Origin of the sequence: Maricaulis sp., assembly GCF_039978735.1 — a bacterium.
In the GTDB taxonomy this organism is placed as follows: domain Bacteria; phylum Pseudomonadota; class Alphaproteobacteria; order Caulobacterales; family Maricaulaceae; genus Maricaulis.
The window spans coordinates 1-19,115 of sequence record NZ_JBDWAS010000041.1; the positions used below are offsets into that span (position 1 = coordinate 1).

Annotated in this window: 20 protein-coding genes and 1 pseudogene; 12 read left to right on the plus strand and 9 right to left on the minus strand. The window is 65.0% G+C overall.

Annotation, left to right across the window (positions count from 1 at the left end; translation table 11 throughout):
• Positions 1 to 141, plus strand: a pseudogene (locus ABJO18_RS11120) (IS5/IS1182 family transposase); the annotation flags it as partial.
• Here ABJO18_RS11120 and queF read toward each other — a convergent pair.
• Positions 138 to 599: a preQ(1) synthase gene (gene queF / locus ABJO18_RS11125; RefSeq protein WP_348509059.1), complete on the minus strand. Its 462-nt coding sequence runs from the start codon at positions 597 to 599 to the stop codon at positions 138 to 140. The pseudogene ABJO18_RS11120 and the gene queF overlap by 4 nt on opposite strands.
• A gap of 130 nt (positions 600 to 729) precedes the next feature.
• Between queF and ABJO18_RS11130 the strand changes: the two genes are divergently transcribed.
• Both ABJO18_RS11130 and ABJO18_RS11135 read left to right on the plus strand, forming a co-directional pair.
• Entirely contained in the window at positions 730 to 4,269 is a 3,540-nt protein-coding gene (locus tag ABJO18_RS11130; protein WP_348509060.1) for an ankyrin repeat domain-containing protein, read from the plus strand.
• A 10-nt stretch (positions 4,270 to 4,279) separates the two neighbouring features.
• Positions 4,280 to 4,843 carry a hypothetical protein gene (locus ABJO18_RS11135; RefSeq protein WP_348509061.1) on the plus strand — a complete coding sequence of 188 codons (564 nt, stop codon included), beginning with the start codon at positions 4,280 to 4,282 and terminating at the stop codon, positions 4,841 to 4,843.
• Between the two features lie 125 nt (positions 4,844 to 4,968).
• On the opposite strand, the gene ABJO18_RS11140 is transcribed toward ABJO18_RS11135, so the two are convergent.
• Together ABJO18_RS11140 and ABJO18_RS11145 are read right to left on the minus strand one after the other, a co-directional pair.
• Positions 4,969 to 5,100 carry a hypothetical protein gene (locus ABJO18_RS11140; protein ID WP_348509062.1) on the minus strand — a complete coding sequence of 44 codons (132 nt, stop codon included), beginning with the start codon at positions 5,098 to 5,100 and terminating at the stop codon, positions 4,969 to 4,971.
• Between the two features lie 115 nt (positions 5,101 to 5,215).
• Positions 5,216 to 5,701, minus strand: a complete 486-nt coding sequence (locus tag ABJO18_RS11145; protein ID WP_348509063.1) for an Lrp/AsnC family transcriptional regulator — start codon at positions 5,699 to 5,701, stop codon at positions 5,216 to 5,218.
• A gap of 205 nt (positions 5,702 to 5,906) precedes the next feature.
• Here ABJO18_RS11145 and ald point away from each other — a divergent pair, with 205 nt between their 5' ends.
• From ald to ABJO18_RS11160, 3 genes are all read left to right on the plus strand, one after another.
• Complete coding sequence (gene ald, locus ABJO18_RS11150; protein ID WP_348509064.1) at positions 5,907 to 7,025, plus strand: alanine dehydrogenase; 1,119 nt, start codon at positions 5,907 to 5,909, stop codon at positions 7,023 to 7,025.
• A gap of 122 nt (positions 7,026 to 7,147) precedes the next feature.
• On the plus strand, positions 7,148 to 7,939 hold the full coding sequence (locus ABJO18_RS11155) for a hypothetical protein (protein ID WP_348509065.1): 792 nt from the start codon (positions 7,148 to 7,150) through the stop codon (positions 7,937 to 7,939).
• 172 nt (positions 7,940 to 8,111) lie between these two features.
• Positions 8,112 to 8,774, plus strand: a complete 663-nt coding sequence (locus tag ABJO18_RS11160; protein ID WP_348509066.1) for an HAD hydrolase-like protein — start codon at positions 8,112 to 8,114, stop codon at positions 8,772 to 8,774.
• A gap of 57 nt (positions 8,775 to 8,831) precedes the next feature.
• On the opposite strand, the gene ABJO18_RS11165 is transcribed toward ABJO18_RS11160, so the two are convergent.
• Positions 8,832 to 10,544 carry a serine hydrolase gene (locus tag ABJO18_RS11165; protein WP_348509067.1) on the minus strand — a complete coding sequence of 571 codons (1,713 nt, stop codon included), beginning with the start codon at positions 10,542 to 10,544 and terminating at the stop codon, positions 8,832 to 8,834.
• Positions 10,545 to 10,654: 110 nt separating this feature from the next.
• Positions 10,655 to 11,800, minus strand: coding sequence for a helix-turn-helix domain-containing protein (locus ABJO18_RS11170; protein WP_348509068.1), 1,146 nt, complete (start codon positions 11,798 to 11,800; stop codon positions 10,655 to 10,657).
• Positions 11,801 to 12,009: 209 nt separating this feature from the next.
• Between ABJO18_RS11170 and ABJO18_RS11175 the strand changes: the two genes are divergently transcribed.
• The 3 genes from ABJO18_RS11175 to ABJO18_RS11185 are packed head-to-tail and all read left to right on the plus strand — an operon-like array spanning position 12,010 to position 12,993.
• Complete coding sequence (locus ABJO18_RS11175) at positions 12,010 to 12,333, plus strand: metalloregulator ArsR/SmtB family transcription factor (protein ID WP_348509069.1); 324 nt, start codon at positions 12,010 to 12,012, stop codon at positions 12,331 to 12,333.
• Positions 12,330 to 12,734: an SRPBCC domain-containing protein gene (locus ABJO18_RS11180; RefSeq protein ID WP_348509070.1), complete on the plus strand. Its 405-nt coding sequence runs from the start codon at positions 12,330 to 12,332 to the stop codon at positions 12,732 to 12,734. Before ABJO18_RS11175 ends, ABJO18_RS11180 begins: the two co-directional genes overlap by 4 nt.
• A gap of 31 nt (positions 12,735 to 12,765) precedes the next feature.
• On the plus strand, positions 12,766 to 12,993 hold the full coding sequence (locus ABJO18_RS11185) for a hypothetical protein (protein ID WP_348509071.1): 228 nt from the start codon (positions 12,766 to 12,768) through the stop codon (positions 12,991 to 12,993).
• 43 nt (positions 12,994 to 13,036) lie between these two features.
• Here the strand turns inward: ABJO18_RS11185 and ABJO18_RS11190 are convergent, their stop codons facing one another.
• From ABJO18_RS11190 to ABJO18_RS11205, 4 genes are all read right to left on the minus strand, one after another.
• Positions 13,037 to 13,999, minus strand: a complete 963-nt coding sequence (locus ABJO18_RS11190; protein ID WP_348509072.1) for a nitronate monooxygenase family protein — start codon at positions 13,997 to 13,999, stop codon at positions 13,037 to 13,039.
• Positions 14,000 to 14,153: 154 nt separating this feature from the next.
• A complete protein-coding gene (locus ABJO18_RS11195; protein ID WP_348509073.1) occupies positions 14,154 to 14,459 on the minus strand; it encodes a type II toxin-antitoxin system RelE/ParE family toxin in 306 nt (101 codons plus the stop codon).
• Positions 14,449 to 14,700, minus strand: a complete 252-nt coding sequence (locus ABJO18_RS11200; protein WP_291886881.1) for a type II toxin-antitoxin system ParD family antitoxin — start codon at positions 14,698 to 14,700, stop codon at positions 14,449 to 14,451. The genes ABJO18_RS11195 and ABJO18_RS11200 overlap by 11 nt, the downstream gene beginning before the upstream one ends.
• An 82-nt stretch (positions 14,701 to 14,782) precedes the next feature.
• Positions 14,783 to 15,406, minus strand: coding sequence for a DNA-3-methyladenine glycosylase 2 family protein (locus ABJO18_RS11205; protein ID WP_348509074.1), 624 nt, complete (start codon positions 15,404 to 15,406; stop codon positions 14,783 to 14,785).
• 138 nt (positions 15,407 to 15,544) lie between these two features.
• On the opposite strand from ABJO18_RS11205, the gene ABJO18_RS11210 reads away from it, so the two are divergent.
• The 3 genes from ABJO18_RS11210 to ABJO18_RS11220 all read left to right on the plus strand — a co-directional run bounded on the left by ABJO18_RS11210 (position 15,545) and on the right by ABJO18_RS11220 (position 18,941).
• Positions 15,545 to 15,964: a DUF2946 family protein gene (locus tag ABJO18_RS11210; RefSeq protein ID WP_348509075.1), complete on the plus strand. Its 420-nt coding sequence runs from the start codon at positions 15,545 to 15,547 to the stop codon at positions 15,962 to 15,964.
• Between the two features lie 70 nt (positions 15,965 to 16,034).
• Entirely contained in the window at positions 16,035 to 18,170 is a 2,136-nt protein-coding gene (locus tag ABJO18_RS11215; protein WP_348509076.1) for a TonB-dependent receptor, read from the plus strand.
• Positions 18,171 to 18,230: 60 nt separating this feature from the next.
• Positions 18,231 to 18,941, plus strand: a complete 711-nt coding sequence (locus ABJO18_RS11220) for a hypothetical protein (protein ID WP_348509077.1) — start codon at positions 18,231 to 18,233, stop codon at positions 18,939 to 18,941.
• Positions 18,942 to 19,115 lie beyond the last annotated feature (174 nt).

The window sequence follows — 19,115 nt, forward strand, 5'->3', positions numbered from 1 at the left end:
CTAGTCGAACGTTTCTTCTGCAAACTCAAGCAGTTCAGGCGGATCGCAACGCGCTTCGACAAGCATGCCGCCAACTTCCTCGCCGCAATCGCTCTCGCTTCAGCAAGGATCTGGATGCGCACAATTGAGTCCGCGGCCTAGCCGCGGCCGCGATAGCCCGGCACGTCCTGGTCGGGAATCCACACGCCCTTGGGCGGCTCGCCCGTCGCGAAGAAGACGTCGATCGGGATGCCGCCGCGCGGATACCAGTAGCCGCCGATGCGCAGCCAGACCGGCTCCAGCTCCTTCACCAGGCGTTGGCCGATGCCGGTCGTGCAGGCTTCGTGGAACGCGCCGTGATTGCGGAAACTGCCCAGATAGAGCTTCAGCGACTTGGATTCGACGATCCAGTCGCGCGGCACATAGTCGATCACCAGATGCGCAAAATCGGGCGCGCCGGTCACCGGGCACAGCGAGGTGAATTCCGGACACACGAAGCGCGTCATGTAGGGCGCATCGCACGGATTGGCGACGCGTTCGAGAATGGCGGTGTCCGGATTGTCGGGCAGCGGCGTCGTTGCGCCCAGCTGACCCAGATTGTCGTAGCGCTGATCGGTCATGGCGCGGAATTAGTCGCTCGCGCGCAGGCTGGCAAGCGGTCGCGCTGGTACGTTTGTACCAATTGACGGATCGGGGGTTCCGTCGAATTCTGCCGCTGCGAGGGGAAGACCCTGCTGACGGGGAGATACAATGCCGGCTTTCGCGACCGGGCCAATACGGCTCGCAGCAGGCCTTGCGGCCTTCAGCCTGCTGGCCGGTGCGCCGGCCGTGGCACAGGAATTGACCTGCCAGTCGGGCGAACTCTTCTATTCCGCCGAACAGTATCTGGGCCTGGCCACAGAAGCTGAACGCGACCGTTTCCGCACCAATGCCCTGGTGCAGCTCTGGGGCAATGTCACGCCCACCGTCGCCAATCTCGCCAATGCCCAGGCCGCGACGGATTTCTCCGGCGGCCTCGCCACCTCCCGCACCGCGATCGAGCGGGCCCTGGCGATGTCGGCTGCCGAGCGCAGTGCCGCCCTGGCCGGCCGCAGCTTCACCGTCGGCCGCCTCAACCGGGTGCTCGCTTCCCTGGAAGACGGGGTCAGCGTCGTGTCGCGGCTGGGTCCGGCCCTGGGCACAGCCAGCCAGATGATCGACGGGGTGAACATCCTCTACCATTCCACCAACGCCGTACGGACCGGCGACCGCCAGTCCAAGGCGCTGGCGATCCAGGCTGCCATGTCCCTCGCCCGCTCGCGCCTGTCCGGATACTGGGGCGGCAATATGGGTCCGATGATGGGAATGGCGGGCCTGCTGGAATATTCGATCAACACTTTCGCCACGGATGCCTGGTCGCGCTACGAGGATTACTGGTGGCAGGCCTATGTCGGCTATGCACGCGAACGCCACGCCCTGTCGGCAATCGAGTGGGCCGAGCTCTACCAGCGTGAGGGCCGCGCCGGCATCGAAGCCCGGCTGAATGCGTTCTGGAACGATCCGGAAGACACGGTGGACGCGTTGGGCGTGCTCTACAATCCCAATGCCGGCGACCACCTGACCATCGCCCGCTCGGCCTATGCCGAGGCGGAATACCAGCGCGTGTTTGCCGCCCGCTACATGATCGAGGTCGTCGAGCCGCGTATCATGCAGGGCTTCACCCAGCAGGCCGACCGCCTGCTCGACGATGCCATGGCGCAATTCGAGGATGCCTGCGAGGACGCGCTGGAAGAGGCCCGCGCGATCGATGCTGCCCTCGCCCTGCTGGCCGCCGCCGACACCGCAGCCCCCGACGCCGATACTGTCCTCGATGCCGTGTTCGAGAATGATGTCGCCGCGATCCGCGAGGCGCTCGCCGCCGGCTTCGATCCCAATCAGATGCTCGACACGCAACCCGCCATGCCGCTGATGTACGGCGCGGGAATCTACCTGTCGCGCGACCCTGAACTTGCTCCAGCCATCGCAGCCCTCCGTGACGGCGGCGGGTCCGTGCAGCCGGCGGTGCCGCCCGGCACGCCGGAGCCCATCGCTGTGCCGATCGGGGAAGGCCACGAAGCCGGCGCCCTCGCACTGCTCGACGCGGGCTATCGCTCGCATTTCAGCGTATCGGAAGGCGACACCATCATTCGCCGCGCCGTCCTCGCCGACATGCCGGGACTGGTCCGCCGCCTGATTGCGGAGGGGCATGCGGTGAACGTGACGGGACCCGACGGCTATCCGCTTCTCATCTCGGCGGTAAATGGCGGCAGAGCCGATATCGTGAGTGTCCTACTCGATGCCGGTGCCGATCCCAATGAGCGTGGAACGGTCGAAGGCGCAGCCCTGCACCTGGCGGCCAATCGCGGCTTTGCCGACCTGATCCCGCTACTGGTTGCCGCCGGAGCCCGGGTCGACGAGATCATGACGCCGGGCACGCGGCCCTATTCGCCGCTGATGATCGCCGCCATGCAGGGCCGGTTCGACGCCGTCCGCGCCCTTGTTGCCGCCGGCGCCGATCCGGCGATCCGCGCCAGCCGCGGCACGGCCGCCGACTATGCCCGCGCCAACGGACATGTGGAGATTGCCGACTATCTGGACGGGCTGGCGGGCGATACCGCCGTCTCGCTCGACCTTGCCCAGATCCCCTCGACCTTTTCGGTCTCCGATGCGCAAACGGCAACGATCGTGATCCGGGAAGGCTGGGATGCCGTCGAGGCGATCGAGGTCAGCAGCAGCAATCCTGGCGTCGTTGTCATCACGCGCCAGCCCGACATGTTCCAGCTGCGGCCGATGCTGCAGGGCATTGAAGGCCAGGGCGTGTCCTTCAGCTTCGATGCCGTGGCAGAGGGCGAAGCAGGCCTGAATGTGCGGGCCCGGACGCGGACGGGGCAGACCGTCAGCGCGCGTACACAGGTCCGCGTCAGCCGTTCACCACGCGAACTCGCAGACGACATCGCCGACGCCGCGCGCGCTTATGATGGCGACCGCATCCGCCGCATCCTCGCCGGCCAGGACGCGGAGACGCAGCGCTTCATTCTCGAGACCTGCGCCCGCGGTGTCTGGCCGGATTGCGAGGCCTTCATGGGCGGGTTCGCGGCTATGCACATGGCCTATGCGGGCGATGTGGAGACGCTGGCGGCCCTGGCACGCACCGGGGCGAGCCTGGACTATGTCTCGAATGACGGCACGCTGAACACGCTGATCGGCGCTGTGACCAACGGGCATGGCGCGGCGGTCGACTTTCTTGTCGGCCAGGGGCTAGATCCCGACGCCCTGACGCCCGGCGGAAACTCCGCCATCGTCGTTGCCGCCGCCCGCAACAATCTGGCCCTGGTGCAGCGCCTCCTCGCTGCCGGGGCGGATCCCAATCGCGGTACATTGCAGGACGGCACGCGCGCGCTGCACCACGCCGCCATCCACAATAACCGCGCCATGATCGATGCGCTGCTGAACGCGGGCGCGCGACCGGGTCCGGACGGGTCCGGTCATGCGCCGGGCTATTATGCCTTCTGGCTTCACCAGGACGAGAATCTGGCCGTGCGCCTGGGCTATGGCGATGCGCGCGGCTATGCCGAGCGCGAGCGCCGCCGCAACGAACCCGGTTTCGACTGGGCCGAATTCGCCCGCCGCATGCAGCCGGCCCTGGAACAGACAATGGGCGAGATCCAGACCGCGCAGAGCCAGTACAATGCGGGTATTGCCGCCGCCGACAGCAATTACGACCAGACGATGGCCCAGGCCTTCCGGGATGCCGGACGCCTGGGACAGCCCCTGAACGCCATCGGCAATCCTCCGCCCTACTCTGTACCTTCGGACGCCGGCCTGCAGTCGCCCTATGCCGCGCAGCAATCCTCACCCGGCTCCGGCGCGGCCTCCGCGCAACGCCCCGCAACGGCCGAGCTTCCCCGATGCGAGAGTTTCGGGACGCTTCGCATATTCGGCCGAACACCCGACGACAGGCAGGTCCACGTCAGCAGTGTTGATATCACCCGTGACACGCTGGCCTGCCGGCGCGGTTCGTCGCGCTTCGATGCTGCACGCAATATCGGTGAGTATGTCACCGTATGCGGTGTCCGCTACCTCGCCCACAGACCGCCCCTCACTGACAGGGGCCGTTTCACGCGGCAGGTGGTCGACGTCGTCCAGAACGGACAGACATCCTTCTATATCGACGCCGACGATATCGAGGGCGGGTCCGGCTGCCGGGTCGGCGCGTCAGAGGTCCCGTTCATGCCCATCCTGCGCGATATCGCCAGTCGCGGTCCGATATAGGAGTTCTGCGATGCCCCGCAATTCCCTCATGCTTGTCGCAACCCTGCTGCTCTGCCTCACGGTCTCGCCTGCTGCCCTTGCCCGTCAGGCAGACCCGGCCACACAGGACCTGCACGCCGCGCTTGATGTGGCGGTCGTCACCGGGCTCGATTCTGTGGTCGACCTGGTCCGGATATCGCTGGAAGCGGGCGCCGACCCGCTGGCTCCGGTCGAGGCCCAGGGCCGCCAGGACAGCTATGCCTATCTTATCGCGCTGGCCGAAGATGCCGCCGAACGCGAGGCGCAGGGGCTGATCGCCGGGGGAGACTGGCGGGTCGCCGCCTATCGGGCCTTCGCGCTGATGGAGGCGCGGGCGGCGCCGGCCAGCTGGACGATCTACTATCTCGATGCGGCCGTCACGCGCCCCGGAGAGGACATCGCCTTCTCCCGCGAGAGCGGCGGACTGCGCCGCACACGCGACCGCATGGCCGTCATCGCCCACGTCATGGACTCTACGGCCGAGCCCGACGCGTCAGGCTTCGTGCGGTATGACTGGGCCGAAGCCTATGAAGCCATGCTGGCGGAGAATGGCTAAACCTGCGCCTCAACCAGACCCCTCGTGTGTCCAGAGACACAAACTCATCGGGTTGAGAGGCGTTGCGCGGATGTGTTGCTCGACAATTTCGCGCCAATCCGGTGGCGAAAGGGTGAAGTGTGCGCTCATCCAGCAAATAAGGCCTCGAAGCCGGGATCGTCTTCGCTGGCGCACGCTTCGCTACCAGCGAGCGCGAAGCGCAGGTGCACATCGTCAAAGACAAGTGCATCAACGACATCGACGTGAATACTGGCCACGTCGGATGGCTCGATCGAAAGGTCGGCCCGCTATTTCCGGAGCCATCCCCGCCGCCAACGGGTCACAACGCCCCCGTCATCGGAAACGGACCAGCGAAACGGCGCGTTTCGATCCTCAACCATCCTTCACCACGACCTCGTCCGGCACCGGCATGGTGGTGCGGGAGAAGACGCGGCGGATGGTGAAGCTGGAGACCAGGCGCGCCACGCCGGGCAGGCCCGAGAGCACTTCGCGGTGGACGCGCTCATAATCATTGGCGTCGCGCACCAGGACGCGGACCAGATAGTCCGCATCGCCGCTCATCAGATAGCATTCCATCACTTCGGGCACCGTCTCGACGGCTTCCTCAAAGGCAACGAGCGTCTCGCGCTTCTGGTTGTCCAGCGTCACCTGGACATAAACCGTGATGCCGCGGCCCAGCGCCTTTTCCGATAGAATGGCGACATAGCGGTCGATCACACCGGCCTGCTCGAGCGCCTTCACGCGGCGGTGGCAGGCAGAGGCAGACAGGCCGACACGCTCGGCCAGCTCGGCATTGGTCAGGCGGCCATGGTCCTGAAGTTCCGTCAGAATGGAGATATCTACGCTATCGAGCCGCACAGGACACCCTCCCCAAGTTACGCCCGTTGCCCGCAGATCATTCTGGATTTGGGCAAAAAGTCAGTATATACGTCGCAACCAATGTCGTTTGGTGCACAATAATTCACACTACGCGGCGGCGAATGTCAATTTTATTCGCGCAGGGCTCACCGGATCGAAGAATTCGGCGTTTTCCCGGCGCGATCCAGCAAAACGGGAAACAATCATGCGTATCGGGGTGCCCAAGGAAATCAAGGTCCGTGAATACCGTGTCGGCCTGACGCCGAACAGCGTCACAGAATTCGTCCGCCACGGCCACGAGGTCTTCGTCCAGTCCACCGCCGGCGACGGCATCGGTTTTTCCGACGAGATGTATGAAGCCGCCGGCGCGACCATCCTGCCGGATGCCGCTGCGGTGTTCGAAAAGGGCGAGCTGATCGTCAAGGTGAAGGAGCCCCAGCCGTCCGAAACGGCGATGCTGAAGCCCCACCACACGCTCTACACCTATCTCCACCTGGCCGCCGACGCCGTGCAGGCGGAAGGCCTGCGCAAGGCCGGCTGCCTGTCGATCGCCTATGAGACCGTCACCGATAATGAAGGCCGCCTGCCCCTGCTCACGCCGATGAGCCAGGTCGCCGGCCGCATGTCCGTCTCGGTGGCCGCACACTGCATGCAAAAGGCCCAGGGCGGCCGCGGCCTGATGCTGGGCGGTGTGCCCGGCGTCCTGCCGGCCAAGGTCGTGATCATCGGCGGCGGCGTCGCCGGTACGCATGCGGCGGAAATGGCCATCGGTGCCCGCGCCGACGTCACCGTGTTCGACCGCTCCAACCGCCGCCTGGCCGAGCTGGACGAGCAGTTCTCCGGTGCCGTGAAGACCGCCTACTCCACCGCCGCAGCGCTGGAACAGGCCGTACGCGAAGCTGACGTCGTGATCGGCGCCGTGCTGATCCCGGGAGCCGCCGCGCCGAAGCTGGTCACCCGCGCCATGCTGAAGGAGATGAAGGACGGCGCCGTGCTCGTCGACATCGCCATCGACCAGGGCGGCTGTTTCGAGACCTCCAAGGCCACCACGCACGACGACCCGACCTATATCATCGACAATGTCGTGCACTACTGTGTCGCCAACATGCCGGGCGCCTATGCCCGCACCTCCACGCTGGCGCTGAACAATGCCACCCTGCCGCTCGGCCTGGAGATCGCCAACAAGGGGCCGAAGGAAGCGCTGAACGCCAATCCGCACCTGGCGCGCGGCCTAAACACGGCGGAAGGCGAGATCTGCTACAAGCCGGTCGCCGACGATCTCGACCTGCCCTATGTCAAGCCGTCCTGGCTGACCTCGATCTAGGGCGCAGCCACAGGCTGACACGGCAAGCAAGGGCCGCGCCGGAACGCGCCGGGGCGGCCCTTTTGTTTTGCCTGAAGGCAACCACAGCGGAACCAATGCCGAAGCACGCCCGTTGAAGGGGCATGAAACATCAAGCCCTGACATACACCGCCATCGCCCTGGTCGGCCTTGCCGGCTGCGGCGCTCCCGAGGACGAGCCGGCACCGGCTCCGGCCAATGAGCAATCGGCCACGCCCGGCACCACGCCGGCGAGCCCGGCCCAGCAAGACCGTCGCGATCCCGACGGCACGATGCAGGACCTGCTCGAACACGTTGCAGCATCGAATGACGACACGTTCGAGCCGGAGGTCCAGGCCGGAGAGGGCGACAACCTGCAACTCAACGGTCCGCTTGTCGAAGGCAGCTGGAGCACGGCTGGCGCCGGCGGCATGGAGTACGGCCAAGAGGCCATGGTCGCAGCCGCCGAGCTGCGCTGCGCAGCTGACGGCTCGGCCCTGATTGTGTCGCTTCCCCAGCCGGAAGACACATCCGAGACCGACATGCCGGATGCGAGCGAACCGGCCGAGCCGGATACGGCCGACGCCGAATCGGCCGCCACACAGGACAATGCCGCCACGCGCGCCGGCTCGTTGATCACGCCGGCCGGTACCGTCACAGGCATGTTTGCCCCCGTCGAGGGCCGTGCGGGATGGATCGAAATGCGTATCCCGGCGAGCGAAGACACGCTGCAGGGCCTGCCGCGCGAGGGCCGGATCGGGATCGGCCTTGAAGGTGAGGAAACGCGCCTCCTGCCGATCGAGGCCAGCCTGCTCAGCAGTCTTGAGGTCTGCGTCGAGCCCGCCGGCGAACCGGCTCCGGACAATGATGAAAGCGCCGCTGAAGACGGCGAAGAAAGCCCAGACAACGAGGGCTGACCCCGGGCAGACGGGTGGTGCCAGCGGCGCGCGGACGAAACGGTTCGCGCGCCGTTCGGTTTTTTACACGCCGGTTAGCGGTTACAACGTGCAACCGTCACAAGAATCAGAAAACCCTGTCGTGATTGTGGGCAGCCTGGCTGCCAGGAGCGAATAACCGGACCGGGACACGTTGGCGCGCTACGACCTGATCATCTTCGATTTCGACGGGACCCTGGCCGACAGCCTGACCTGGTTCCGCACCGTGCTGGGCGACGTTGTCGACAAGCATGGGCTGCCGCCGATCGATGACGAAAAAGCCGAAGCCCTGCGCGACCTGCCGCCCAAGGCGATCATGAACGAGCTGGGCATCCCCTCCTGGAAGATCCCCTTTCTCGCCAATGACGTACGCTCTCGCGCCGCCGAGAATGTGGACTGTATCCACCTGTTCGAGGGTATCGACACGCTGATCCGGCAATTGTCGGACGCCGGTGTGAAGCTCGCCGTCGTCAGCTCCAATGGCGAGACGGCCGTCCGGGCGGTGCTGGGCGAAGCCCTGTGCGAGCGGATCGACCTGTTCGCCTGCGGCGCGGCCCTGTTCGGCAAGGCCTCCATCTTCCGCAAGGTGATCCGCAAGGCCGGCACCACGCCGGACCGCACGCTGAGTGTGGGCGACGAGGTCCGCGATATCGATGCCGCCCGCGAGACCGGCTGTATTGCCGGCGCAGTCAATTGGGGCTTCGCCACACAGGGCATTCTCGACGCCCAGTCTCCGGACGTGATGTTCGAGTGCCCCGAAGAGATTGCCGCGCACTCTCTGGACGAGATTCCGAACCTCAAACTCGCCGGTTCCTGACGATTCCTCCCCAGAAACCAGCGCGTCCCAGGCGAAGGCCTGCCCCGGCGACCCAGCCTAGCCAGGCACCATCTGGATCCGATCGAAACGCACCTCCTCGGCCAGGGGCCCGGACACCAGCGCCGCCGTTACGACACCGTCTGCTCCGCGCTCGAAACGCACCCGGAGCATGCCGGTCCTCGTCCCTGCGAAGGTATCGGCCTGGTAAGGTGTCAGCGGCGTGTCTGACAGCCGGATATTGCGGGCGACCAGCACACCGTCGCCGACCGCAAGCTCATAGAGGGTATCGAGTTCCGGGCTGTAGTAGATACCCGTATAGGCCTGCAGATCGACGGCAGCCGGATCGAACGGAGCAAGAGAAATGCGCTCGGCCGGAATGACGCCGTGCAGGCCGACGACCTGGTCCAACCCCACGACACGTCCCTCCGGCCCGGTCCGGAACCGCAGCGACACGCTTTGTGCCGGATCGGCACTGAATGTCGCAGGCCCAACCTGTTGCAAGGACGTGCCCTGCCCGCCCCCGCGCGGCGCATACTGCAAGGCGCCGTCGCTCACCGAAACCGTATAGATGAGGCCAGGAAAGAACTCGTAATGGCCGGCATAGCTTTCAAGCTCCGGCAACGAAGCGGGTTGCCAGGCGGGCGGTTCGTCGATCCGATATCCATCGGCAGCACCAAGGAAGATATCGAGCACAGTGAAGGCGAGTTCGGCGAGATCGACATCTGTCCGATTTGCCAGAACGGACACAGCAAAGCTTTCCGATGGCACCCGAAGCAGGAAGGCGCGATAACCGGCGTCCCGGCCGCCATGTGACCAGGTTTCCAGCCCGTGATACCGGCGCAATTCCTGTCCCCGTCCGAAGACCGAAGGCTGCCCGTTTGCAGCGGTGGCGCGCTCAGCGAGAATATTGAAGACCTCGGTATCGCCAACCCTGCGCGTTTCGAAATTGCTGGCCCATCGCAGAAGGTCGGCCGTGGTCGTCACCAGACCTGTCGAGCCGGTCGTTTCCGCATTGTAGACCTGGGTCACAAACCCGTCGCCCGCAGGTGCATAAGACAAGGCTCGCCCCGGCACCGGGTCGCTGATGTCCACCCGGAAATGCGTCGACGACATTCCCAGCGGCTCGAATATCCGTGTCCTGGTGAAGGCAGCGAAACTCTGCCCGGACACTTCTTCGACAATCCGGGCGAGCATCGCATAGCCCGAATTCGAGTATTCCACGCGCGCACCAGGCGCGAAATTCCGCCCGGTCTGCCGCGTGAGTAACCGCCATTGTTGTGCCTGGGTCATCACATCGCTAGACGACCAGCCGGCCATCTCGAACAGGGTCCATTGTTCGCGATACCCGCCCATATGATCCAGCAGATGTCGCACGGTCACGACCTCCGGGCCCGGCTGGAGTTCGGGGAGATAGGTGCGGATGTCGGCATCCGGATCGATGAGACCATCTGCGGCAAGGAGCGCGATCGAGAAGGCTGTGAACTGTTTGGACACCGACGCGGCGTGGACCGGCGTATCCGGCCCCATCGGCGACGCGTGCTCCAGATGGGCCTGCCCGGCTCCTGCGCCGAACACGACCTCACTGTCCACCATCACCGATAGAGCAAGACCGGGCACGTCGTCGCCGTGCCAGGGTGTCAGCAACGCCTCGGTTGCCGCGATTTCAGAGGCAAGGCCGGCATCCTCCACCTGTCCCAGAGCGCCTGCAGGCGCAAAAAGGCTGGACGCAGCGAGCGCCAGGGCCCGCCAGAACTGTCTGCGTGGTCGCATGATTACTCCATTGAACAACTGCCCGTCCGTCCTCGCCCGGACACGCGATTCCGATCGACCGACTTCACGAAGTCGGTCGTTTTTCCCGCTATCGGCGATGGAAGACGGGGTTAGCCGGCGAGTTTGCTGGTGGAGCGGGCGGCGCGGAACTCCGTCGGACTCATGACGGCATGGCGCCGAAAGGCGGCATTGAACGAGGATTTGGAGTTGAATCCCGACGCAAAGGCCACCTCAAGCACGGTTTTACGCGGTGCGGCGAGCAACATATCCTTTGCATATTCAACGCGATAGCGGTTCACGAAGTCGAAAAAGTGGACGCTGAAGGCACGGTTTATCAGGCCGGACAGCTCGCGCGGTGTCATGGCCATACCGTGAGCCAGGCCAGCCAGCGAGATATCCGGCTCGAGATAGGGCTGTTTCGCTTTCATGTAAGCTTCAAGCTGTGCACGCGCCACCTGGTCGTCTCTGGCCTGATCCGCCGCATTCCGGTCGAGACGCGCAGCCTCCAGTGACCGGTCGACCCGGCGGAACATGTCCGGATGCAAGAGTGCGATCAGTGTCAGCCAGGTGAGCACGCCCAGAACCAGCACGGCACCGCTCACCGCAAGCAGCGTAAAGAGGGCTGTATGACCGCCAAACCCCGCAAACGACCGGATGAAGACCAGCGTGTGAAGGAGGACGGACAGGACGACCAGTTGCATCAGCACGCGGTATACGGTCGGCAGTGAGCCGGAATGTTGCTGTCGATGAAGGCGCTCAAACCGGTAGAGCCCCCAGGCCGACACCGCGATGTAGACGTAATATTGAAGATGGAGCCCCGTGACCGTGAGTATCAGCTCGATATCGGTGAGAAGCCGTGAAGCGTCTTCTCCCTGCGCATTCTGGAAAAGCGAAAGCTGATTGCCTGGCAGGGCCAGAACAAGCGCGACGAAGAATGGCAGGATATGAAGCCAGGCGGTTCGGCCAGGCCGGAAGTCGCGATAAAGGGTTCCAAGTACAAAGGCCGTGAAAAAGGGCATCTGCAGATAGGCCAGGTCGATACGCAGTACCTCCAGCCAGGCCCAGCTCGAATCGAGTCCCGGCGAAATCCAGCCCGCCATATCGACCGCCGTCAGGATCAGAAAAACTGCCAGATAGATATTGGCGGTCCGCCGGTCTGACGGCGCAACGATCAGAAAGCAGGCCAGCAAACAGCATACGAAGCACGACAGGACGGTGGCCGTAGCGAGAAAACCGTATGTCGTAAGCAAGTCCATCTTGGCCGCATCCCGTCTGGAAGGTTGCCTGCATTTCAATGGGCCAATTCAGGGGGCCGCTGCGATCCTGATGGTTTTGGCCTCCATATGCGACGCGTTTTTCAGCTCACGCCCGTCCCCGGCACACGCGCAGCGTCGTCACACGCCCCTTGACGAACTCATATCCCTCCAGTTATGGATCAAATCATAACCCGTGGGATATACGTTGCATGTCCGAACCGCATGACCTGCTTTTCCGCACCCTCGCCGATCCGACGCGCCGGGCCCTGTTTGAACGCCTGTGCCGCGACGGAGACCTGACTGTCACTGCTCTGACGGCGCAGGCCGGCGTGTCCCAGCCCGCCGTTTCCAAGCATCTGCGCGTGCTCAAACAGGCCGGCCTGGTGCGTGACCGGCAGGCGGGGCGGCAGACGCATTACAGCGCACGGCTGGACGCTCTCGCCCCGCTGACCGACTGGACCCGGCAGATGACCGGTTTCTGGCAAGCCCGTTTCGACGATCTCGATGACCTGCTCAACAGGATGGACCAATGAACGATGCCCAGCCCCGCTCCGTTGTTGTGGAACGGGAATTTCCCCATGCCCCGGAAAAGATCTGGCGCGCCCTGACCCAGCCGCACCTGATCGAGGAATGGCTGATGAAGAATAATTTCAAGCCGGTTCCGGACCACCGTTTCGAGCTCGCCTTCGACTGGGGCACGGTGGAATGCGTCGTGCGCGAGATCGAGCCGCAATCGACGCTGTCCTACACCTGGACATCCGGCACACTGGACAGTGTCGTCACCTGGACGCTGGAACCGACATCATCCGGTACGCGCCTGCGCATGGAACAGACCGGCTTCCCGGAAGATCAGCCGCGCTACCTGATGGGCGCGACGGCCGGCTGGCCGCGCTTCCTCGATGCGATGGAAGCCGTGCTGGCGCGCATCGACTGACCCGCCCCTCGAACCTCACAAAGGAAAACCCATGAGATTCAGCCTGTTCATTCGCAAGAGCCATCGCTGGCTGTCGATCGCCTTCACCGCACTGGTGCTCGCCAATATCGTCATCAACATCACCGGCATGGGCGGTGAAAGCCTGGCACTGGCGATCGGCCTGACGACACTCGTGCCGCTGATCCTGTTGATGATCTCCGGCCTCTACCTGTTCGCCCTGCCCTATCTGGGCAGCGGACGCGGTCAGGCGGCAGAATAGTATTGTGGCGGGCAGCGTCCTGCCCGCCACCGAGCAGACCCGGCTAGCGGCAGAGGCGGGCCTTGGCAGCCTCGTATTCTTCGGCCAGCTGGGCGATGAACTCGCCCGCGGGACGGACAGCCTTGACCGCACCGATACCCTGGCCGGAACCCCAGATATCCTTCCAGGCCTTGGCCTTGGAGCCGCCGCCGGAACCGAAATCCATTTTCGACGGATCGCTCTCGGGCAGATCGTCCGGATCCAGCCCGGCATCGACGATCGACTTGCGCAGATAATTGCCGTGCACGCCGGTGAAGAGATTGGTGTAGACGATGTCCTCGGCCGAGCCCTCGACAATACCCTGTTTGTAGGCCTCGTCGGCGCGGGCTTCCTCGGTCGCGATGAAGGCCGAGCCGATATAGGCATAGTCGGCGCCCATGGCCTGGGCCGCCAGCACGCCGCCACCCGTGCCGATCGAGCCGGAGCACAGGATCGGCCCGTCGAACCATTCCCGCGTTTCCGCCACGAAGCCGAAGGGCGAGAGCGAGCCGGCATGGCCACCAGCGCCGGCCGAGACGCAGATCAGGCCGGTTGCCCCCTTCTCGATCGCCTTGTGGGCAAAGCGCTGGTTGATGACGTCGTGCAGCGTGATACCGCCCCAGGACTTCACCGCCGTATTCACATCCTCACGCGCGCCGAGCGAGGTGATGACGACCGGCACCTTGTATTTCTCGCACAGCGCCATGTCCTCTTCGAGGCGGGCATTCGAGCGGTGTACGATCTGGTTCACGGCAAAGGGCGCCGCCGGCTTGTCCGGATTGGCGCGGTTATAGCTGTCCAGTTCCGAGGTGATCCGGTCGAGCCATTCGTCCAGCTGGCTGACGGGGCGTGCATTGAGCGCCGGGAAAGAGCCGACAATGCCGGCCTTGCACTGGGCCAGGACGAGATCCGGATTGGAAATGATGAAGAGCGGCGCGCCGATCACGGGCAGGCGGAGCTTGCCCTTCAGGGCTTCGGGTTCGGCCATGGGTTCTTCCCCTTGTCGTTTGAAATTCATCGACCAAGCGCATGTCCGCTCTTGGTGACGGCGCATGCGTAAACAGTGTTCAGGGCGACGTTAGAGGGAGGGGTATGGGATGTCGAGCCGGCGATGAAGTGACGTCCACGGCAATTTGCGGCTGCTAGCGGCCCGAACCGAACAGGCCCTCGACATCCATATGACCGTGGAGAATGCGGACGATTTCTATCCTGTCGTCTGCCAGACGGTATACGATCAGGTGATCCCCGGATTGCAGAATGCGAATGCCGGGACGCCAGTCGCCAAAGAGCCGGCCGGACTGCGGAAACAGAGAAAGCCGCGCGATGGCCTCCTGTATGGTGCGGGTATAGGCGTTGGCCTGCCGGACACCCCAGTTTCGAGCCGAAAAACGCCAGATCGAGTCCAGATCGTCCCTCGCAGCCCTGGTGAGATGCGGCTTAGCCGCCATCCCGGAATTCCCGGTTCTTGCGTTCCAGAAACTCGTCAAAATCAAAGGGCTCGGCGCGGCCACTCGCCAGTCCTTCATCAATGGCTGCCCGCAGTGCCCGGATTTTCTCCTCTTCTACCTGCAGCAGGCGCAGGCCGGCGCGCACCACCTCGCTGGCGGATGCATAGCGGCCGCTTTCGACCTGCTCATGGATGAATTCGGCGAAATGCTCGCCAACGGCAAAACTGGTATTCTTGGCCATCCGGGATCTCCTCGTCCCATTGTACCAAAAATTGGTACCGGAAGAAATCCACTCCATAATTTCCGGTCGGACCGCCCCGGCACTATCCAACCGCCTCCCCGTCCGGCGGAGCGTCCACATGGGCCCACATGTAGAGCGCAAGCCAGGAACGGTAGGGTTTGAAACGCTCGGCGGTGCGCACGGTCTTGCGGCGTCTGGAGGTGAGACGTTCCAGCGTCTTGCGGGCGGCAACATCGCCATCGGGCCAGATGTCCGGCTCGCCGAAATAGAACATGTTCATCATGTCGGCCGTCCACTGCCCGACGCCCCACATCGCCGTCAAACGGGCCGAGCGCTCCGCAATGCCGAGCGCGCGCAGCTCGTCGGCGTCGAGGCCGATGGTGCGATGTGTGTCGGCAATGGCGATGATGGTTTTCGTCTTGGCACCGGACAGGCCGCAGCCGCGCAGGATCTCGGTATTCGCCTCGGTGAAATGATCCAGCAGCGGAAGTTCGCCGGCGCTGGCCTCGACGCGTCCCCAGATGCTGGCGGCCGCTTTCACCGAGATCTGCTGGCCGGCAATGGCGCGGCAGAGATAGTGGGGAAAGGGCGTGCCCTCGCGGTTGGGAAACTCCAGCGGGCCGAGTTTGGCGATGGCGCCATGCAGGTCCGGGAAGAGCGGTTCGGCCGCTTCGAGGAGGTGGGCGTGGACTTTTTCGTGCGACATAAGCGTAACCTTGAAGCGACATTGATGCATCATTGATGCGTCATGGCCGCAACATGAATGCACCGGGATTCGCCATTCCTGCGACAGACTGAAAATGTCGCATGGCCCTCCTGACAGCGTGATGATAACAGCTCGCTCATGCTTGGGGATATCCGAAATGGCCGGGGCCTTCTGGCCCAGTGGCTGACGGCGCTGGCGCTGATCGCGGCCGGTCTGCAATCGGGCATCCCGTCAGGCTATATGCTCGATCGCGACGAGACGACGGGCCGCCTGTCGGTCGTCTTCTGTACCGGCCAGGGTCCGTCTGCACGGTGGATAGACCTCGCCAGCGGCGAGATCAGCGATCATGCCGGAACCGGCGAAAACGGCCAGGCCGGCACCGCCCAGCCCTGCGCCTTCGCCATGGCGTCGGCAAGCGCTCCGCTGCCGGTCATCGAGGCCTGGCAAGCCCCGCGGCCCGTGCACCAGGCCAACCCCGTTCCGGACACGCATCAGCTGGCGGCCCTGCCGGCCATCCGCGCGCGTCATCCGGCCCGCGCCCCACCCGCAACGCTCTGAAATCCAAAAAACCCTGTTGACTGGATACCCCGCCGGCGGTGCGCCGCCTGCGGGTCTGGAGCGTTCTTTCATGACCCGAATTTTCCTGGCGCGCACACGCTGCGCCGTCTTCGCCCTGCCGGCCGGCGCGGCGCTTGCCCTTTCACCTGCCCTGGCCCAGGAGCCTGCCCCGGCCCTCACGGATGTGATCACCATCACCGGCCAGCGGCCCGATACCACCGGCACCGACCGGATCGATCCCGACACCCTGCCCCCGGCCAGCGGCCCGGACGCGACCCGGCTGGTCGCCCGTCTGCCCGGTGCGGCGGGGCTGAGCAATGGCGCCCTGTCGGGCCAGGTCCAGTATCGCGGCCTGGCCGGCGCGCGGATCAATATCCGGATCGACGGCCAGAACTTCGCCTCCGGCGGCCCGAACCTGATGGACCCGCCCCTGCACTACGCGTCGCTGCCGCTGGTGGCGCGGATGGAAGTCGATCGCGGCGTCAGCCCGGTGAGCGGCGGTCCCGGCCTGGCGGGCGGTGTGGATGCGGTGTTCAAATCCATGCCCTTCAATGACGGGCCCGGCCTGCGCACCGGTTATGACATCACCCTCGCAGCCCGCTCGGCCGACAGCAGTTATGCGGCGGGCGGCATGGCCGGTATCGCCAGCGACACGCTGCGCCTGCACATGCTGGCCTCGCATGAGAGCGGCGGCGATATCGAGACGGCGTCCGGCACGATCGGCGGATCGGAGCATGAACGCTCGGCCTGGGGCCTCGGCGCCGGCTGGCGTTCGGGCGCGCACACGCTCTCGCTGGACCTGCGCCGCAACGAGACCGGACCGACGGGCAATCCGCCCTTTGCCATGGATATCCGCTATTTCAATACCGACATGGCCCGCCTCGCCTATACCGGCGATTTCGACACGATGCGTCTCGAGCTGGAAGCCGGCTGGGTGGATGTGGCCCATGCCATGAATAATTACGATCTGCGTCCGGCACCCGCGATGATGATGGCGTGGCGCGAGACCCTGGCCTTTGCGGAGACGCGGACAGTCTCGGCCGCCCTGGCCTTCGACGCGATGGGCGGCGAGCTGCGCACCGGGATCGACCGGGCAAGCAGCGATCATGATGTCACCATCACCAACCCGTCCAATACCGGCTTCTACCTCAACTCCCTGCCCGATATCGACATTGCCCGCACCGGCGCCTTTATCGAGTGGACCGGCGGCCTGCCCGCGCAATGGCAGGGCGAGCTGGGCCTGCGGGCGGATTATCACGAGGCGGAAGCGGGCCTCGCCAGCACGGGACCGGCCGTGCCCGCCATGCCGGGCATGCTGGCCATGGCCTTCAATGCGGGCGACCGCAGCTGGGACGACACCACGCTGGACGCGGTGGCGCGCCTGTGGCGGCCGGTGAGCGAGACGGCGACGCTGCGCGTTACCCTGGCCCGCAAGACCCGTGTGCCGACCTATCTGGAGCGCTTTGCCTGGCTGCCGACGGCGGCGAGCGGCGGCCTGGCCGACGGCAATACCTATGTCGGCGATGTCGATCTGCGGCCGGAAACCGCCTGGATCGCCGAGGCCGGTTTCGACTGGCAGTCCGGTTCTGTCTATGCCCGGCCGACCGTCTTTTACCGCCGCGTCGACGACTACATCCAGGGCGTGCCTTTCGACGCCACGCCGGGCGTGATCGACACGCCGGTCGAGATGGTCTCGAACATGAATGGCGATCCGACGCCGCTGCGCTTTGCCAATACCGATGCCGAACTCTACGGGTTCGACGCGGATTTCGGCTGGCGCATCGACGCCAACTGGCGGCTGGACGGCACGCTGAGCTGGGTGCGCGGCGAGCGGCGCGACACCGGCGACACTCTCTCTGGCGACAATCTCTACCGCATCGCCCCGCCCAGCCTGCGCCTGGGGGCCAGCTATGACGCTGCCGACTGGTCGGTGACACTGGAAACGCTGGCCGTGGCCGAGCAGGACCGGGTTTCCCAGACCCTGAGCGAGGCGGAAACGCCGGGTCATGTCCTGGTCAACGCCTATGGGCGCTGGGCCGTGCGGCCGGGCGTCGAGATCGCGGCCGGGGTGGAAAATCTCCTCGACCAGCCCTGGCGCGATCACCTGGCCGGCTACAATCGCAATGCCGGGTCCGACATTGCGCTGGGCCAGCGTTTGCCGGGTAATGGAATCTCCGCGGGTATCAGGATCAGCCTGCGGGGCTAGCATGTACCGGCGCGCCGGGCCCGGATCCGGCGCGCCGGTCATGCGCATGGGGAGAGTGACATGAGATTTTTAAGACTGATGAGCCAGGTCCATCTGTGGCTGGGCATCGCCATCGGCATCCAGGTCATGCTGTGGCTGGTCTCGGGTCTGGTGATGGTGCTGTGGCCGATCGAGACCGTGCGCGGCGAACATCTGCGTCATGCCGAAGCGGAGATCGCGATCGACTGGGCGGACGACGCCCTGCCGCTCGCTACCCTCCTCGCCGGCCAGGACACCGAGGTCCTGTCGGCCCGCACTGGCCGGCTGGCCGGACGTCCGGTCTGGCGGCTGGAGACGGCACAGGGGCCGCAAATGATCGATGCCCGAACGGGCGAGGATCTGACACCGGTCGATGAAGACCTGGCCCGCGAGATCGCCCTTGGCCGCTATGCCGGCTCAGGCGCGCTGACAGACCAGCTCCTGGTGGAAACCCCGCCGCGCGAAGCCGGCCTCGCCGTGCCCGCCTGGCGGTTCGAATTCGGGCCGCAGGACCCCGCGACGCTCTACATCAACAGCCGGACCGGCGAGCTGCGCGCCGTGCGCACCACGCTGTGGCGCGTCTATGATTTCTTCTGGGGCCTGCACATCATGGACTGGTCGACGCGCGAGAACTTCAATTCCTGGTGGATCAAGGCGACGTCCGTGATCGCCATCCTGTTCGGCCTCGCCGGCGTCGTGCTCACCGTCTACCGCATCCGCTGGATGCTGCGGCCGAAACGGCGCCCCGCCTGACGGATCGCCTCCAGCTTCATCCTTACCCCTCACCGGCAGGGCTATCGCATATGGGCGATGGCGTTGAGGAGGTAGTCGTTTTCCCAGGCGCAACGTTTCATGCGTCTTCGTATGGATGTTTTGGGGTCGTCGATGCGCTGCAGGAGGCTCATGGCGAGGCGGGTGATGAGGGCG

Bases quoted from the DNA above. Each gene is read 5' to 3' on its own strand.
- ABJO18_RS11190 (WP_348509072.1), bottom strand. From the start codon at position 13,999: ATGGCCGAACCCGAAGCCCTGAAGGGCAAGCTCCGCCTGCCCGTGATC.
- ABJO18_RS11185 (WP_348509071.1), top strand. From the start codon at position 12,766: ATGAGATTCAGCCTGTTCATTCGCAAGAGCCATCGCTGGCTGTCGATC.
- ABJO18_RS11175 (WP_348509069.1), top strand. From the start codon at position 12,010: ATGTCCGAACCGCATGACCTGCTTTTCCGCACCCTCGCCGATCCGACG.
- ABJO18_RS11130 (WP_348509060.1), top strand. From the start codon at position 730: ATGCCGGCTTTCGCGACCGGGCCAATACGGCTCGCAGCAGGCCTTGCG.
- ABJO18_RS11155 (WP_348509065.1), top strand. From the start codon at position 7,148: ATGAAACATCAAGCCCTGACATACACCGCCATCGCCCTGGTCGGCCTT.
- ald (WP_348509064.1), top strand. From the start codon at position 5,907: ATGCGTATCGGGGTGCCCAAGGAAATCAAGGTCCGTGAATACCGTGTC.
- ABJO18_RS11200 (WP_291886881.1), bottom strand. From the start codon at position 14,700: ATGGCCAAGAATACCAGTTTTGCCGTTGGCGAGCATTTCGCCGAATTC.
- ABJO18_RS11210 (WP_348509075.1), top strand. From the start codon at position 15,545: ATGCTTGGGGATATCCGAAATGGCCGGGGCCTTCTGGCCCAGTGGCTG.
- ABJO18_RS11220 (WP_348509077.1), top strand. From the start codon at position 18,231: ATGAGATTTTTAAGACTGATGAGCCAGGTCCATCTGTGGCTGGGCATC.
- ABJO18_RS11165 (WP_348509067.1), bottom strand. From the start codon at position 10,544: ATGCGACCACGCAGACAGTTCTGGCGGGCCCTGGCGCTCGCTGCGTCC.
- ABJO18_RS11180 (WP_348509070.1), top strand. From the start codon at position 12,330: ATGAACGATGCCCAGCCCCGCTCCGTTGTTGTGGAACGGGAATTTCCC.
- ABJO18_RS11205 (WP_348509074.1), bottom strand. From the start codon at position 15,406: ATGTCGCACGAAAAAGTCCACGCCCACCTCCTCGAAGCGGCCGAACCG.
- queF (WP_348509059.1), bottom strand. From the start codon at position 599: ATGACCGATCAGCGCTACGACAATCTGGGTCAGCTGGGCGCAACGACG.
- ABJO18_RS11135 (WP_348509061.1), top strand. From the start codon at position 4,280: ATGCCCCGCAATTCCCTCATGCTTGTCGCAACCCTGCTGCTCTGCCTC.
- ABJO18_RS11215 (WP_348509076.1), top strand. From the start codon at position 16,035: ATGACCCGAATTTTCCTGGCGCGCACACGCTGCGCCGTCTTCGCCCTG.
- ABJO18_RS11195 (WP_348509073.1), bottom strand. From the start codon at position 14,459: ATGGCGGCTAAGCCGCATCTCACCAGGGCTGCGAGGGACGATCTGGAC.
- ABJO18_RS11170 (WP_348509068.1), bottom strand. From the start codon at position 11,800: ATGGACTTGCTTACGACATACGGTTTTCTCGCTACGGCCACCGTCCTG.